This window comes from Pseudonocardia sediminis (assembly GCF_004217185.1).
Classification (GTDB): Bacteria; Actinomycetota; Actinomycetes; order Mycobacteriales; family Pseudonocardiaceae; genus Pseudonocardia; species Pseudonocardia sediminis.
The window spans coordinates 2168552-2183211 of the sequence record NZ_SHKL01000001.1; the positions used below are offsets into that span (position 1 = coordinate 2168552).

At 73.4% G+C, this 14660-nt stretch carries 12 protein-coding genes; 11 read left to right on the forward strand and 1 reads right to left on the reverse strand.

Annotated features, from left to right (window positions below; all coding sequences use genetic code 11):
• Positions 1-32: 32 nt before the first annotated feature.
• The 11 genes from murC (at position 33) to ileS (ending at position 14213) form a co-directional block, all read left to right on the forward strand.
• Positions 33-1451 carry a UDP-N-acetylmuramate--L-alanine ligase gene (murC, locus tag EV383_RS10130; protein ID WP_278044864.1) on the forward strand — a complete coding sequence of 473 codons (1419 nt, stop codon included), beginning with the start codon at positions 33-35 and terminating at the stop codon, positions 1449-1451.
• Positions 1448-2554, forward strand: a complete 1107-nt coding sequence (locus EV383_RS10135) for a cell division protein FtsQ/DivIB (RefSeq protein WP_130289677.1) — start codon at positions 1448-1450, stop codon at positions 2552-2554. The genes murC and EV383_RS10135 overlap by 4 nt, the downstream gene beginning before the upstream one ends.
• Before the next feature lie 246 nt (positions 2555-2800).
• Positions 2801-4273: a cell division protein FtsZ gene (gene ftsZ / locus EV383_RS10140; protein WP_130289678.1), complete on the forward strand. Its 1473-nt coding sequence runs from the start codon at positions 2801-2803 to the stop codon at positions 4271-4273.
• Positions 4273-4989: a peptidoglycan editing factor PgeF gene (pgeF, locus tag EV383_RS10145; RefSeq protein ID WP_130289679.1), complete on the forward strand. Its 717-nt coding sequence runs from the start codon at positions 4273-4275 to the stop codon at positions 4987-4989. The genes ftsZ and pgeF overlap by 1 nt, the downstream gene beginning before the upstream one ends.
• Before the next feature lie 50 nt (positions 4990-5039).
• Positions 5040-5777, forward strand: a complete 738-nt coding sequence (locus EV383_RS10150; protein ID WP_130289680.1) for a YggS family pyridoxal phosphate-dependent enzyme — start codon at positions 5040-5042, stop codon at positions 5775-5777.
• Positions 5778-5854: 77 nt separating this feature from the next.
• Positions 5855-6607, forward strand: a complete 753-nt coding sequence (locus EV383_RS10155) for a cell division protein SepF (RefSeq protein ID WP_130289681.1) — start codon at positions 5855-5857, stop codon at positions 6605-6607.
• Between the two features lie 3 nt (positions 6608-6610).
• Positions 6611-6907: a YggT family protein gene (locus tag EV383_RS10160; RefSeq protein ID WP_130289682.1), complete on the forward strand. Its 297-nt coding sequence runs from the start codon at positions 6611-6613 to the stop codon at positions 6905-6907.
• Between the two features lie 46 nt (positions 6908-6953).
• Positions 6954-7817, forward strand: coding sequence for a DivIVA-like cell division protein Wag31 (gene wag31, locus EV383_RS10165; protein ID WP_130289683.1), 864 nt, complete (start codon positions 6954-6956; stop codon positions 7815-7817).
• Positions 7818-9084: 1267 nt separating this feature from the next.
• Positions 9085-9627, forward strand: a complete 543-nt coding sequence (locus EV383_RS10170) for a hypothetical protein (protein ID WP_130289684.1) — start codon at positions 9085-9087, stop codon at positions 9625-9627.
• Positions 9628-9743: 116 nt separating this feature from the next.
• Positions 9744-10712, forward strand: a complete 969-nt coding sequence (locus EV383_RS10175; protein WP_130289685.1) for an IS481 family transposase — start codon at positions 9744-9746, stop codon at positions 10710-10712.
• A 303-nt stretch (positions 10713-11015) separates the two neighbouring features.
• Positions 11016-14213: an isoleucine--tRNA ligase gene (gene ileS, locus EV383_RS10180; protein ID WP_130289686.1), complete on the forward strand. Its 3198-nt coding sequence runs from the start codon at positions 11016-11018 to the stop codon at positions 14211-14213.
• A 142-nt stretch (positions 14214-14355) separates the two neighbouring features.
• Here the strand turns inward: ileS and EV383_RS10185 are convergent, their stop codons facing one another.
• Positions 14356-14628 (reverse strand): hypothetical protein, encoded by a 273-nt coding sequence (locus tag EV383_RS10185; RefSeq protein ID WP_130289687.1) that lies wholly within the window; start codon positions 14626-14628, stop codon positions 14356-14358.
• Between the last annotated feature and the right edge of the window lie 32 nt (positions 14629-14660).

Sequence of the window (14660 nt, forward strand, 5' to 3'; positions counted from 1 at the left end):
TTCCCGCCACGCCGGAGCCGTCGGTCCCCGGCCTGGGCGCGCACGTCCACCTGATCGGTATCGGCGGCGCCGGGATGAGCGGCATCGCCCGGATCCTGCTGGCCCGCGGGGTCGCGGTGTCCGGGTCCGACGCCCGCGACTCGCGTCCCGTCCTCGCCCTGCGCACGCTCGGGGCACATGTGGCGGTCGGGCACGATGCGGCGAACCTGGACCAGCTCGACGGGCCCGTGACGGTCGTGGTCTCCACCGCGATCCGCGAGACCAACCCGGAGCTGGCCGCGGCCCGCGAGCGCGGCCTGACCGTCGTGCACCGGGCGACGGCCCTGGCCGCCCTGACGCAGGGCCGCCGGCTGGTCGCGATCGCCGGGACGCACGGCAAGACGTCGACCACCTCGATGGCCACGGTCGCGCTGCAGCACTGCGGCGTGGACCCGTCGTTCGCGATCGGCGGCGACCTCACCGCGTCCGGCACCGGGGCGCACCACGGCACCGGTGGCGTGTTCGTCGTCGAGGCCGACGAGAGCGACGGGTCGTTCACCGCGTTCGCGCCGTCGGTCGCGGTGGTCACCAACATCGAGCCCGACCACCTCGACCACCACGGCGACGAGCGGGCCTACCGGGCCGTGTTCGACCGGTTCCTGGAGCGGCTGACCCCCGGTGGCGTACTCGTGACCTGCGGCGACGACCCGGGCGCGGACCGGCTGGCCGCCACCGCCGAGCGGGCCGGGACCACGGTGCGCCGCTACGGGCGCAGCGTCGCCGGCGGCGCCGACGCGCGGCTGCTGGAGTTCGTCCCGGACGGCTTCGGCTCCCGGGTCCGGTTCCGCCACCGCGGCGAGGAGCTCGAGCTGCGTCTCGGCGTCCCGGGAGAGCACATGGCGCTCAACGCGCTGGGCGCCTACCTGGCCGGGATCGAGCTGGGCGTGACGCCGGACTGCCTGGCCGAGGGACTGAGCGGGTTCGACGGCGTGCAGCGCCGGTTCGAGTTCAAGGGCCGCGCCGGGGGCGTCACCGTCTACGACGACTACGCCCACCACCCGACCGAGGTGGCCGCGACCCTGCGCGCCGCCCGCGAGGCCGCGGGTACCGGGCACGGCCGCAGGGGCCGGGTGCTGGTCGCGTTCCAGCCGCACCTCTACTCCCGGACCCGCACGTTCGCCGCCGAGTTCGGCGAGGCGCTGTCGCTGGCCGACGAGGTGATGGTGCTCGACATCTACGGCGCCCGGGAGGACCCCGAGCCAGGCGTCAGCTCCGCGCTGGTGACCGACGCCGTCCGGCTCCCGGCCGAGCGGGTGCACCGGGCACCGTCGTGGGAGAAGGTCCCGGCCGCCATCGCCGCGCTCGCCGTCGACGGCGACATGGTGATCACCATGGGCGCCGGCGACGTGACCGTCCTCGGCCCGGAGATCCTGCGCGAGCTGACGGGCGACCCGGACGGCCGGGAGCGATGACGGGCCCGGGCGGACGCGGCGGGCGCCGGTCCGGCCGGGACGTCCCCGCGCGGGGCCGGGCGACCGCGGGCGCGCCGGCGGACGGGAAGGTCGCGCCGGAGCGGACGGACGCCGCCGAGCCGGGAAGCTTGGCGGAGACCACGAGCCCGGCAGGCCGGAAGGGCACCGGGGAGCGGAAGAGCGCCGGGAGGGCCGGGGCGGCCGACCGTGTGGGGGAGAAGAGCCCCCGCACCCCCGAACAGCAGCGCAGCGCGGCCGAGCGGGCGCGCAAGGTCCGTGAACGACGCGCGGCCGAGCGGGCCGCCCGCGAGGACGGTGCCGACTCCGACACGGGCACCGCCGGTGCCGGCGGGAACCGCCCGGCCGCCCGTCCCGCGCGACCGTCGGCGGAGACCGCCCGCTACCGGCGACGGCGGATCGTCGCCGGCCTGGTGGCGGCCGCGGTGCTGCTGGTCGTCCTGGCGGCCGCAGGGTGGTGGGCGCTCGGACGGTTCGGGCCGTCGGTGTCCGAGGTCCGGGTCACCGGCAACCGTGCCGTGACCACCGCCGACGTGCGGGCCGCCGCCGACGTCGAACCCGGTACCCCGCTGGCCTCGGTCGACACCGCGGGCGTGCAGGCCCGGGTGTCCGGCATCCCCGGCGTCGCGACCGTCGAGGTCGGGCGGAGCTGGCCGGACGCGCTGACCGTGGCGGTGACCGAGCGCACGCCGGTCGCGGTCGTCGACGCACCCGGCGTGCGCCGCCTCGTCGACGCGACGGGGCTGGCCTACCGGAGTGCCCCGCCGGAGGTGCCGCGGCTCCCACTGCTCACCCTGCCCCGGGTCACGCCGGACGACTCCGCGACGCTCGCCGCCGTGGGCCTGCTCACCGCGCTGCCGGTCCCGGTCCGCGACCAGGTGGAGACGGTGGTCACCGGCCCCGGCGGGACGACGCTGGAGCTGACCCTCACCGAGGGCCGCCGGGTCCTCTGGGGCCGCTGGAGCCCGACCGACACGCAGGCCTCCGAGACGGCGCGGAAGGCCGCGATCCTCGGTCCGCTGCTGTCCCGGGAGGGCAGCGTCTACGACGTCTCCAGCCCCTCGCTGCCGACCGTCCGTCGATGATCGACGGCCGCCGGATGCCGTCCGGGTGAACTGTGATCACCCGGACACGGGGCTTGCGCGATGTCGCTGCGCGTGCCCGGACGTGCACGGACAGGTGCCGGACGCTGCAGAAACACCCACACGGGCTGTTGTCCCCGCGCGGCGCGCCTGCTGGACCGCCGACCGGACGGGACCTAGCGTTCGCCCCTGAAGGCCCGGGGTGCCCGGAGCTGGACCGGACCCCGAGCGATGAGGAAGGTGCCGCGCATGACGCCCCCGCACAACTACCTGGCCGTGATCAAGGTCGTCGGCATCGGTGGCGGCGGCGTGAACGCCGTCAACCGCATGATCGAGGTCGGCCTGAAGGGCGTCGAGTTCATCGCGGTGAACACCGACGCGCAGGCCCTCCTGATGTCGGACGCCGACGTCAAGCTCGACATCGGCCGTGAGCTGACCCGGGGCCTCGGCGCCGGGGCCAACCCGGACGTCGGCGGACGCGCGGCGCAGGACCACGCCGAGGAGATCGAGGAGGTCCTCAAGGGGGCCGACATGGTCTTCGTCACCGCGGGGGAGGGCGGCGGCACCGGTACCGGTGGCGCGCCCGTCATCGCCTCGATCGCCCGCAAGCTCGGTGCGCTGACCATCGGTGTGGTCACCCGCCCGTTCACGTTCGAGGGCCGCCGCCGCGCGGGCCAGGCCGAGGACGGCATCCAGGCGCTGCGCAACGAGTGCGACACCCTGATCGTCATCCCGAACGACCGGCTGCTGCAGCTCGGCGACGTCGGGGTCTCCCTGATGGACGCCTTCCGCTCCGCGGACGAGGTGCTGCTCTCCGGCGTGCAGGGCATCACGAACCTGATCACCACCCCCGGCCTGATCAACCTGGACTTCGCCGACGTCAAGTCCGTCATGTCCGGGGCGGGCAGCGCCCTGATGGGCATCGGGTCCGCCCGCGGCGAGGGCCGGGCGGTGCAGGCCGCCGAGAAGGCCATCAACTCGCCCCTGCTCGAGGCGTCGATGGACGGCGCCCAGGGCGTGCTCCTGTCCGTCGCCGGCGGCTCCGACCTGGGCCTGTTCGAGATCCACGAGGCCGCGTCGCTCGTCCAGGAGGCGGCACACCCCGAGGCGAACATCATCTTCGGGACGGTGATCGACGACTCGCTCGGCGACGAGGTGCGCGTCACCGTGATAGCAGCCGGGTTCGAGGGCGGCACGCCCACGCACAAGAAGCTCGAGCCGGCCGCGTTCCGTTCGGCGTCGGCCCAGACGTCCCAGAACACGGCGCAGCAGAACACGGCCCAGCAGAACACGGCGCAGCAGAACACGGCCCAGCAGAACACCGGGTCGAGTGCCGCACCGCAGGCCCCGGCCGCTCCGGCGGCGGCGCCCGCCCCGACGGCCCCGGCCGCGCCGGTGACCGGCAACGGCAACGGGTCCTACGCCTCGGCCACGAACGGGCAGTACCCGCTGACCTCGCAGGCCCCGGCCGCGCGTCCGCCGGCACCGGAGCTGCCGGCCAGCGTCCCGGCCCCGGCGTCCGCCGCCCAGACCGGCACGCTCCCGCCCGCCGCGCCCTACGCCCCGCCGGCCCCGCGCCAGCCCGACGTCGCCCGCGCCCCGGAGCCGACCCGCCACGTCGGCGAGTACGCCTCCGAGCCGGCCGTCGGTTCCTCGTCGCGTCCGGCCGTCGACAACGGCCCGGACGACGAGGTGGACGTCCCGCCGTTCATGCGTCGCTAGTGCGCGTCCGCCGGGTGACGACCACCCGGGCGGGCGGCCGGTCCACCGGCCCGTTCGCCCGGTTCAACCTCAGCCGCGGAGTCGGTGACGACCCGGACGCCGTGTCGGGCAATCGATATCGGCTGGTGCGCGAGCTGGGTCTGACCGGGGCGGTGTTCCTGCAGCAGGTACACGGGACCACCGTCGCCGTCGTCACCGACGCCCCGCGCCCGACCGCGCCGGACCGTCCGGACGCCGACGCCGTCGTCACCACCACACCCGGACTCGGGGTGGCGGTGCTCGCGGCCGACTGCGTCCCGGTCCTGCTCGGCGACCCGCAGGCCGGGGTCGTCGGGGCCGCGCACGCCGGGCGCAAGGGCGCCGCGGCCGGGGTGCTGGACGCGACGGTCGCCGCGATGACCGAGCTCGGGGCCCGGGCCGACCGGCTCGAGGTCCTGCTCGGGCCCGCGGTGTGCGGGCGGTGCTACGAGGTCCCGGCCGTCATGCGCGACGAGGTCGAGGCCGCGCTGCCCGGCAGCGCGTCGAGGACCCGGACCGGCACCGCCGGGCTCGACCTCCGCGCCGGGCTGACCCGCCGGCTCGCCGACCTCGGCGTGACCCGCGTGGGCACCGACCCGCGCTGCACCATGGAGGACCCGGACCTGTTCAGCCACCGCCGCGACGGCCGCTGCGGACGCCAGGCCGCGGTCACCTGGCTGGACCCGCGCCGTCCCTGAGCCCTCGTGCGAGAGTGCCGCCCGCCTCCCGGTCGGGGCACGATGAGGCCATGAACGATCACACCGACCGATCGGCCGAGCTGGCACGGAACCTGGCCGCCGTGCGCGAGCGGATCGACGCCGCGTGTGCCGCCGCCGGGCGGGACGCCGCGTCGGTGTCCCTGCTGGCGGTGACGAAGACCGTCCCCGCCTCCGACGTCGCGGCGCTGCTCGACCTCGGCGTCACCGCGCTCGGCGAGAACCGGGCCCAGGAGGCCGCGACGAAGGCCGGAGAGGTCGCCGAACTGCGTCCGGAGGCGTCGCCGCGCTGGCATTTCGTCGGCGGACTGCAGCGGAACAAGGTCAAGATGGTGCTCCCGTGGGTGACACGCGTGGAGTCGGTCGACTCGCCCCGTCTGGCCCGCGCCCTGGACCGGGCGGCCACCGCGGCCGTCGAGGACGGCTCCCGGACCGGCCCGCTGCCGGTGCTGCTGCAGTACAGCGTCGACGGCGACCCCGAGCGCGGCGGCGTGGCCGACGACGGGCTGATGGAGCTCGCGGACCTGGTGGGAGGCCTGCCGGGCCTCGAACTGCAGGGCCTGATGGCCGTCGCGCCGCTCGGTTCCGAGCCGGACGGCGCGTTCGGTGCGATCGCCGGTGCGGCACAACGGCTCCGCGCCGGCCACCCCGGAGCGACCGAGATGTCGGCCGGAATGAGCGGAGACCTCGAGACGGCCGTCGGTCACGGATCGACAGTGGTGCGTGTCGGAACGGCCCTTGTGGGGGACCGGCGGATAGCCTCGCAGTAATCGCTGGTAGAAGAGTCGTCAAGATCACATTTACCGGGGATGCGTGGCGGGGACATGAGGGTGTGAGGGAGCAGCGGATGAGCGCGATGTACCGGCTCAAGGCCTACTTCGGCATGGTTCCTGCCGACGAGATGGACTTCGTGGACGAGCCGGAGCACTACGCCTCGTCCCGGACCGGCCACAGTGGGCACCGCAGCGACCGCTGGGCGCCCGCCGGAGGGCGGTTCACCGATCCCGACGACTACAACGAGTACGCGTCGGACTCCGCGTCGTCGTTCGACGACGGCTGGTCCGGCCGCCCGGCGCGCGAGGCTTCCCGCCCGGCGCGGGCCGTCCGGGCCGAATCGCGCCTGGACAGGGAGCCCACGGGCCTGTCCGGGCACGGTTCCGGAGGCTTCTCGGGCGGCTCCACGCCGCCCGTCCGGGGCGCTCTGGCGATGGATCCGGAGAGCATCCACGCGACCCGTGAGCCGGTCCGTGCGGAGCGTCCGGTGGCCCCTGTGCCGGCCCCGTCGGCGGTGCCCGAGCAGCGCGACCGGACGCCCTCGGCGCCGGCGACGATCACCACCCTGCAGCCCCGCAGCTACAACGAGGCGCGGACGATCGGCGAGCGCTACCGCGACGGTGTGCCGGTCATCATGAACCTGACCGAACTGGACGACGCGGCCGCAAAACGCCTGGTGGACTTCGCTGCCGGGCTCGCGTTCGCGCTCCGCGGATCGATCGACAAGGTCACCAGCCGGGTGTTCCTCCTCACCCCGGCCGACATCGAGGTGTCGGCCGACGACGCCCGCAGGATCGCCGAGCGCGGGTCTTTCCGGCAGGATTGAGCCGTGGGTGACCTCATCAGGCTCTTGATCTATTACGTCCTGTTCTTCTTCTGGCTGCTGCTCGCGGCCCGGATCGTCGTGGAGATGGTCCGGACCTTCGCGCGCCAGTGGCGTCCGGCCGGTGGCAGCGCGGTGGCGATGGAGGTCGTCTTCACGGCGACCGACCCTCCCGTCAAGTTGCTGCGGAGAGTGATCCCCGTCGTCCGCATAGGCGGCGTAGGACTGGACCTGTCGATTATGGTGTTGTTGCTTGTGGTGTTCATCCTGATGAACGTCACCAAGCCACCCTTCCCGGTGTGAGCCCCAGTCACCCGGGTTGCCGCCGAGGACCGCATGAGGTGATCCGATGCCGCTGACGCCCGCCGACGTTCATAACGTCGCGTTCAGCAAACCCCCGATCGGGAAACGGGGGTACAACGAGGACGAGGTCGACGCCTTCCTCGATCTGGTCGAGGCCGAACTGGCCCGGCTGATCGGGGAGAACGACGACCTCCGAGACCAGGTCGCGTCGCTCGAGCAGCGACTCGGCGACGCCGAGGCCGACCTGGAGGAGGCCCGGTCCCAGCCGGCCCCCGCCCAGCAGACCCAGGCGCTCCAGCGCCAGGAGCCTCCGATGCAGCGTGCTGCCGAGGCCCCGCGCATGGGTGCCGGTGCTCCGGCCCCGCAGCTGGCCGACGGCGGCATGGACGGTGGCGACCACCACGTCCAGGCCGCGAAGGTGCTCGGCCTGGCGCAGGAGATGGCCGACCGGCTGACCGCCGAGGCGAAGAACGAGGCCGACACGATGCTGTCGGATGCCCGGACCAAGTCCGAGCAGCTCCTCTCCGACGCCCGGACCAAGTCCGACGGCCTGGTCAACGACGCACGTGCGCGTGCCGAGACCATGCTCAACGACGCCCGGACGCGCGCCGAGACTCTCGAGCGCCAGTCCCGGGAGAAGTCCGCGACGCTGGTCAGCGACGCGGAACGCAAGCAGAACGAGATCATCGGCGCCATCCAGCGGGACAAGTCCGTGCTGGAGAAGAAGATCGATGAGCTCCGTACGTTCGAGCGCGAGTACCGCACCCGGCTCAAGACCTACCTGGAGTCCCAGCTCCGGGACCTCGAGGGTCGTGGGTCCGCGGCACCGGCCTCGGACGCCGCACGGTCCACCTCGAACGGCGGATACGCCGCGTCGGGGTACGGCCAGAGGGCGGACACCGGGAGCTGATCCCCCGGTTCTGCCGGACGACTGACGACGACCGGGGGAGCGGCCGGGTGCCGCTGCCGAACGACGGAGTTCACCGATGCTGGTGCTCGTTCTGATTCTCGTAGTGATCGCGCTCGCCCTCCTGCTCGGCGGCCTGTTCCTGCACATGGTGGTGCTGGCCTGGACGTCGGTGGGGATCAGCCTGGTCGCCGGTGCCGTGTTGCTCTACGACTGGTTGCAGACCAGGTCGGCGGAGCGCGCGGGCCGGCTGGGCTCCTCCTCCGCACAGGGGAGGGGGCGCGGGTCCGATGAGGACCGCACCGGCGCCGTGGGCGCCGGTGCGGTGGGAGTCGGCGCCGCCGGAACGGTGGGAGCCGCAGGGGCGGCCGGGGCCGCGGGTACCGGGTACGACGACCGGTACTCCGCGGACATGGAACCGGCCACCCAGGTGCTTCCCGTCGTCCCCCGGGAGACGGCCCCGCCGTCCGCGGGGTCGGCGTCGGCCGGGGACGAGCGCCCCGGTGATCCCGAGAACGCATCCGACCAGACGATCGTGATGCCGGTCGTCAGACCGTCCGGCTCTGCTGACGTACCTTCCGGCGTTTCTCGATCGGGTGGAAATTCGTCACAGAGCGTGACCGAATCGCCGTCTGCGGCGGACGAGGCCGACCCGGAAGGGTCGAGGTCGTCCGCCCCGGCGGAGGCCTCCGGGGCGTCCACGGGCGCCTCGGGTGCAGCAGAAGTTGATCACGGAACGTCGCGTCCGGACGGTGGAGCCACGTCCTTCGCTCCGGCGGACGGATCCGCGGACGGATCCGTACCGCGTGCCGGTGCGGGTTCGAGCCCTCAGGGCGCGAGCGCCCAGGATCGGGGTGCCCCGCAGACCGGCTCACCGGCCTCCGACTCCCGGCCCGGTGCCGGAACGGCGGCGGGTCTCGGTGCCGCCGCCGCGGGTGTGGCCGGAGCGGCCGCCGTGGCCGGCAGCACGTCGTCGGCCGCCGGCACGTCATCGGTCGGCAGCACGCCCTCGGCTCGTGGCGCCGATCCGGTCGAGGCCGGGACGGCTCGACAGTCCGACCCCGCGTCCGCCGCGGACCGCGGTCCGGCCGCGGCGTCGTCGGTCGCCGGCTCGGTGCCGGGTGGCTCTGTGCCGGTCGGCGCAGGGACGGGCGGCACAGGGACGGGCGGCCCGGGAACGGGCACGGCCGACAGCACCTCCGTCGTCGGGGGTCCGGCCGGTGCGACCGCCGTCGGATCACCGGATGCCGGAGCAGTACAGGGAAGCGCGGTGCAGGGAAGCGTCGTCCCGCAGGACGACGGAGCGACCACGGCGGTGCCTCTCGGCGGCACCGGCGACCGGGCCCCGGATCGGACGGCGTCGGGATCGGCGGCCGACTCCGTCCCCGGGGACCGGGCGGTCGGCTCCGGAGACCGGGCGGCCGGATCGGCCGCCGCGGACGGCGCCACCGGTGAGACCCGGGACGCCGGTGCCGGCCCGACCGGCGCCGCGGACGGATCCACCGGCTCCGCGGAACGCACCGCGATGCTCGATCCGCAGAGCGCGGCGGCCGGCGGTGTCCCGGTGGCGGTCGGCGAGGCTCCCGAGGAGCCCCGTGACCCGACCACCGCGTCCCTGGTCGCGCGTCTGCCGGACGAGGTCGTCGTCATCGACGAGCACCCGCGCTACCACGTGCAGGGTTGCCGTTCCCTGCCCGGACAGGCCGTGATCCCGCTCCCGGTCAGCGAGGCCGTCGAGCTCGGGTTCACCCCGTGCGGCTGGTGCTCGCCGAACCGGACCCTGGGCGAACGCCACCCGGCCCAGGTTCGCTAGGTGTACTGCCCACGGAGGTTGAGTACATCCGGACTGGCGGTTTGATGTTGACGTGAGGGAGGGCCTCCGGGTCCGGTGTGGATTGCGACATCTACACCTCGACCCAGGAGGCCCTCGTGGTCCACGGTAACGCCCCGCTGTCCCCGACCGGCCGGCTACGTCTGGCCCGTTGTGTGGTCGATGAGGGCTGGCCGCTGCGCCGGGCCGCGGAGCGGTTCCAGGTCGCTGTGAACACCGCCGCCCGCTGGTCACAGCGTTACCGCATCGGCGGTGCGGCGGTTGCGGACCGGTCGAGCCGCCCGCATTACAGCCCGTCGCGGACCGCGACGCGGCGGGAACGGCGGATCGTGTCGATGCGGGTGAGCAGGCGGTGGGGCCCGGCCCGGATCGGCTACCGGCTCGGGATCGCCCCGTCGACGGTGCATCGGGTCCTGGTCCGCTACCGGGTCCCGCGCCTGGCCGATCTCGATCGCGCCACCGGGCGCCCGATCCGCACCCGCCGGCCCCGCCGCTACGAGCACGACGCGCCCGGGGACCTGGTGCACGTCGATATCAAGAAGCTGGGCAACATCCCCGACGGCGGCGGGCACCGGGTTCTGGGCCGAGCCCGCGGCAAACGGATCCGGACCCGCGGGGTCGGCTACAGCTACCTGCACAACGCCGTTGACGATCACTCCCGCCTGGCCTACACCGAGGTCCTGCCCGACGAACGGGCCGAGACCGCGGTTGCGTTCTGGGCCCGCGCCCAGGCGTTCTTCACCGCCTCAGGGATCAGCGTGTCCCGGGTGCTGACCGACAACGGCGCCTGCTACCGGTCCCACCCGTGGCGCGATCTATTGCGCGACAACGACATCGTCCACAAACGGACCCGGCCCTACCGTCCTCAGACGAACGGGAAGGTGGAGCGGTTCAACCGGACCCTGCTCGACGAATGGGCCTACGCCCGCCCCTACCAGCGCGAATCCGACCGGCGAGCAGACCTCGCCGGCTGGCTGCATCACTACAATCACCACCGCGGACACACCGCCCTCCAGGGCCTCCCACCCGCCAGCCGCGTCCCCAACCTCACTGGGCAGAACAGCTAGGCCCGCGCCGGTCCCCGCGGGGGACCGGAGAACCGGGTGGCGCGACCGCGCTACCCTGGTGTCACAGGCGTCGATCCGGCCATCACCGGGGAGCCTCCGGAAGAAACGGACGTCCCCTCCGCACGGGCGGGACGTCCGGACTAGAACCGGACGGATGCGGCCCGTCACCGCCGCGCGAAGGAAGTGGCACGGCTCCCTGCGTGAGCGGGGACCGTGCAAGCGGGGTGGTACCGCGGCATCGCCGGCCAGGCGTCGTCGTCCCCGTGTGAGGAGCTGACCGCACCCGCACGAGGAGCATCCGCCGTGAACGACCCGAACCCGTCCGGCTATCCGGCCGTCGACGCGCACCCGTCCTTCCCCGACGCCGAGCGCGAGACCCTGCGCGCCTGGGACGCCGACGACACGTTCCGCGCCTCGATCGATCAGCGCCCCGCCGGCACGAACGGCGACAACGAGTACGTCTTCTACGACGGCCCCCCGTTCGCCAACGGCCTCCCGCACTACGGGCACCTGCTGACCGGCTACGTGAAGGACGTCGTCCCGCGCTACCGCACGATGCGCGGGCGCCGGGTCGAGCGGCGCTTCGGCTGGGACACCCACGGCATGCCCGCCGAGGTCGAGACCGAGCACCAGCTCGGCATCAAGCACAAGTCCGAGATCGACCAGATGGGTGTGGCCGCGTTCAACGAGGCCTGCCGCACCTCGGTCCTGCGCTACACCGGCGAGTGGCGCGACTACGTCACCCGCCAGGCGCGCTGGGTCGACTTCGACAACGACTACAAGACGCTCGACCTGGACTACATGGAGAGCGTGATCTGGGCCTTCAAGTCCCTGTGGGACAAGGGCTGGGTCTACTCCGGTTTCCGGGTGCTCTGGTACTGCTGGCGCTGCGAGACGCCGCTGAGCGCCACCGAGACCAAGATGGACGACGTCTACCTCGACCGCCAGGACCCGGCCGTCACCGTGGGGCTGCGACTGAACGCGCCGCACTGCGAGGACCTCGACGGCGCGCTCGCCCTGATCTGGACGACGACGCCGTGGACGCTGCCGTCGAACCTGGCGGTGGCCGTCAACCCCGACGTGGACTACGTCGTCGTCGAGGCGAACGGCGAGCGCTGGGTGCTCGCCGAGGCCCGGGTCGCCGCGTACGCCCGTGAGCTGGGCGAGGAGCCGCGGATGCTGGCCCGGATGAAGGGGTCGGACATCGTGGGGTCCGAGTACACCCCGCCGTTCGACTTCTTCGTCGGTCGCGAGAACGCCCACCAGGTGCTCGCCGCGGACTACGTCACCACCGAGGACGGCACCGGCCTGGTGCACATCGCCCCCGCGTTCGGTGAGGAGGACAAGGAGGTCACCGACGCGGCCGGGATCGAGACGGTCGTACCGGTCGACACCCGCGGCGAGTTCACCACCGAGGTCCCGCCCTACACCGGCATGCAGGTCTTCGACGCGAACCCGCAGATCATCCGCGACCTGCGCGACGGCACGTCGCCGCACGTCCAGGGCGTCCTGCTCCGCCACGAGACCTACGACCACCCGTACCCGCACTGCTGGCGTTGCGGCAACCCGCTGATCCAGCGCGCCGTCGACTCCTGGTTCGTGCAGGTGACGGCGTTCCGGGACCGGATGGTCGAGCTCAACCAGCAGATCGACTGGACGCCGGCGAACGTCCGCGACGGCCAGTTCGGCAAGTGGCTCGAAGGTGCCCGGGACTGGGCGATCTCGCGCAACCGCTACTGGGGCAGCCCGATCCCGGTGTGGGTCTCCGACGACCCGCGCTACCCACGCACCGACGTCTACGGCTCGCTCGACGAGCTCGAGCGCGACTTCGGCGTGCGCCCGACCGACCTGCACCGGCCCTACGTCGACGAGCTGACCCGCCCGAACCCGGACGACCCCACCGGCGCGAGCACCATGCGCCGGGTGCCGGAGGTGCTCGACTGCTGGTTCGAGTCGGGCTCGATGCCGTTCGCGCAGGTGCACTACCCGTTCGAGAACGCGGACTGGTTCGAGTTCCACTACCCGGGCGACTTCATCGTCGAGTACAACGGCCAGACCCGCGGCTGGTTCTACACGCTGCACGTGCTGGCCACGGCGTTGTTCGACCGGCCCTCGTTCCGCAGCTGCGTCGCGCACGGCATCGTGCTCGGCGACGACGGCGCGAAGATGTCGAAGTCGCGCCGCAACTACCCGGACGTCAACGAGGTGTTCGACCGCGACGGCTCCGACGCGATGCGCTGGTTCCTGATGGCGAGCCCCATCCTGCGTGGCGGGAACCTGATCGTCACCGAGCAGGGCATCCGCGAGGGGGTGCGCCAGGCGATCCTGCCGCTGTGGAACACCTGGTACTTCCTGTCGCTCTACGCCGGAGCGGCCGGGCGGACCGGGACGACGCGGTTCGACTCCACGCACGTCCTCGACCGGTACGTCCTGGCCAAGACCGCCGACCTGGTCGACCGGGTCACCGAGGCGATGGACGTCTACGACATCGCCGGGGCCTGCGACACGATCCGCGACCACGCCGAGGTGCTGACCAACTGGTACGTGCGCCGTTCCCGGGACCGGTTCTGGGCCGGCGACGCGGACGCGATCGACACCCTGCACACCGTGCTGGAGACGACGTGCCGGGTGGCCGCGCCATTGCTGCCGCTCACCGCGGAGAAGATCTGGCAGGGCCTGACCGGCGGCCGTTCGGTGCACCTCACCGACTGGCCGGGCGGACCGGACCCCCAGTCGACGTCGACGGTGGAGCGTGCCGCGCTGCCGCACGACTCCGCGCTGGTCACGGCCATGGACCGGGTCCGTCAGGTCGCCTCCGGTGCGTTGTCGCTGCGCAAGTCGTCGAAGGTCCGGGTGCGCCAGCCGCTCCCGACGCTGACGGTGGCCGCGGCCGACGCGGCGACGCTGGAGCCGTTCGTCGACCTGCTGCGCGACGAGGTCAACGTCCGCGACGTGGCGCTGACCGACGACGTGGCCGGGCACGGCCGGTTCGAGCTGGCCGTCAACGCCCGCGCCGCCGGCCCACGCCTGGGCGGTGACGTGCAGAAGTGCATCAGGGCCGTGAAGGCCGGTGACTGGACGGCGAACCCGGACGGCACCGTCACCGCGGGCGGCATCGACCTGGTCGAGGGCGAGTTCACCGAGAAGCTGGTGGCCCAGGACCCGGAACACACCGCGTCGCTGCCGGGCAACAGCGGCCTGGTCGTGCTGGACACCACGATCACCCCCGAGCTGGCCGCCGAGGGCACCGCCCGCGACGTCGTCCGGGTCGTGCAGCAGGCCCGTCGCGAGGCGGGCCTCGAGGTGAGCGACCGGATCGGGCTGACCCTGTCCGGGCCGGACGCGGTCCTCGACGCGGTCCGCACGCACGAGGCGTTCGTCGCCGGTGAGGTGCTGGCGACCTCGGTCGGCTACGGCGAGGGCACCTCCGCCTCGTCCGGGCAGGTCGTGGCGCCGGACGGCACGTCGGTCACCGTGCAGGCCGAGGTGACCAGGGCCTGACCCGCCGCGCCGGCCCGTGGCCCGGCGTGCCGAGAGGGGCGCCAGGGCTGTCCGACCATGATCGGACAGCCCTCACGCCCCGCTCGGTGACGCCGGCTCCTCTCCGGAGGAAACTGCGAGTCGCGGAACGGTGAGGCAGCGCTCAGCGACGCAGCAGGCCGGGGCCGCGGGTGGCGGCGAGGTACAGCGTGGCCGCGCCGATGATCGTGGCGAGGACCGCGGGCGTCGCCGGGCCGAACAGCACCACCAGGACGACGAGCCCGAGCCCGGCGAGGAACGTGACGGCGCCGGCGCGCAGGGCCGCGACGTCCGCGTCGCGGGTGCCGTGTTCCCCGACGAGCCAGAGTCCGGCGCGGGCGACGGCGGCCACGAACAGTCCGAGCGCGACGAGTGAGAGCAGTGCCGGTGTGGTCATGGCACCAGGCTCCGCGTGGGAACCGTCAAGGT

Excerpts from the sequence above, each read along its gene's own strand:
- EV383_RS10135 (WP_130289677.1), top strand. The coding sequence starts at position 1,448 with ATGACGGGCCCGGGCGGACGCGGCGGGCGCCGGTCCGGCCGGGACGTC.
- ftsZ (WP_130289678.1), top strand. The coding sequence starts at position 2,801 with ATGACGCCCCCGCACAACTACCTGGCCGTGATCAAGGTCGTCGGCATC.
- EV383_RS10150 (WP_130289680.1), top strand. The coding sequence starts at position 5,040 with ATGAACGATCACACCGACCGATCGGCCGAGCTGGCACGGAACCTGGCC.
- EV383_RS10155 (WP_130289681.1), top strand. The coding sequence starts at position 5,855 with ATGAGCGCGATGTACCGGCTCAAGGCCTACTTCGGCATGGTTCCTGCC.
- wag31 (WP_130289683.1), top strand. The coding sequence starts at position 6,954 with ATGCCGCTGACGCCCGCCGACGTTCATAACGTCGCGTTCAGCAAACCC.
- EV383_RS10185 (WP_130289687.1), bottom strand. The coding sequence starts at position 14,628 with ATGACCACACCGGCACTGCTCTCACTCGTCGCGCTCGGACTGTTCGTG.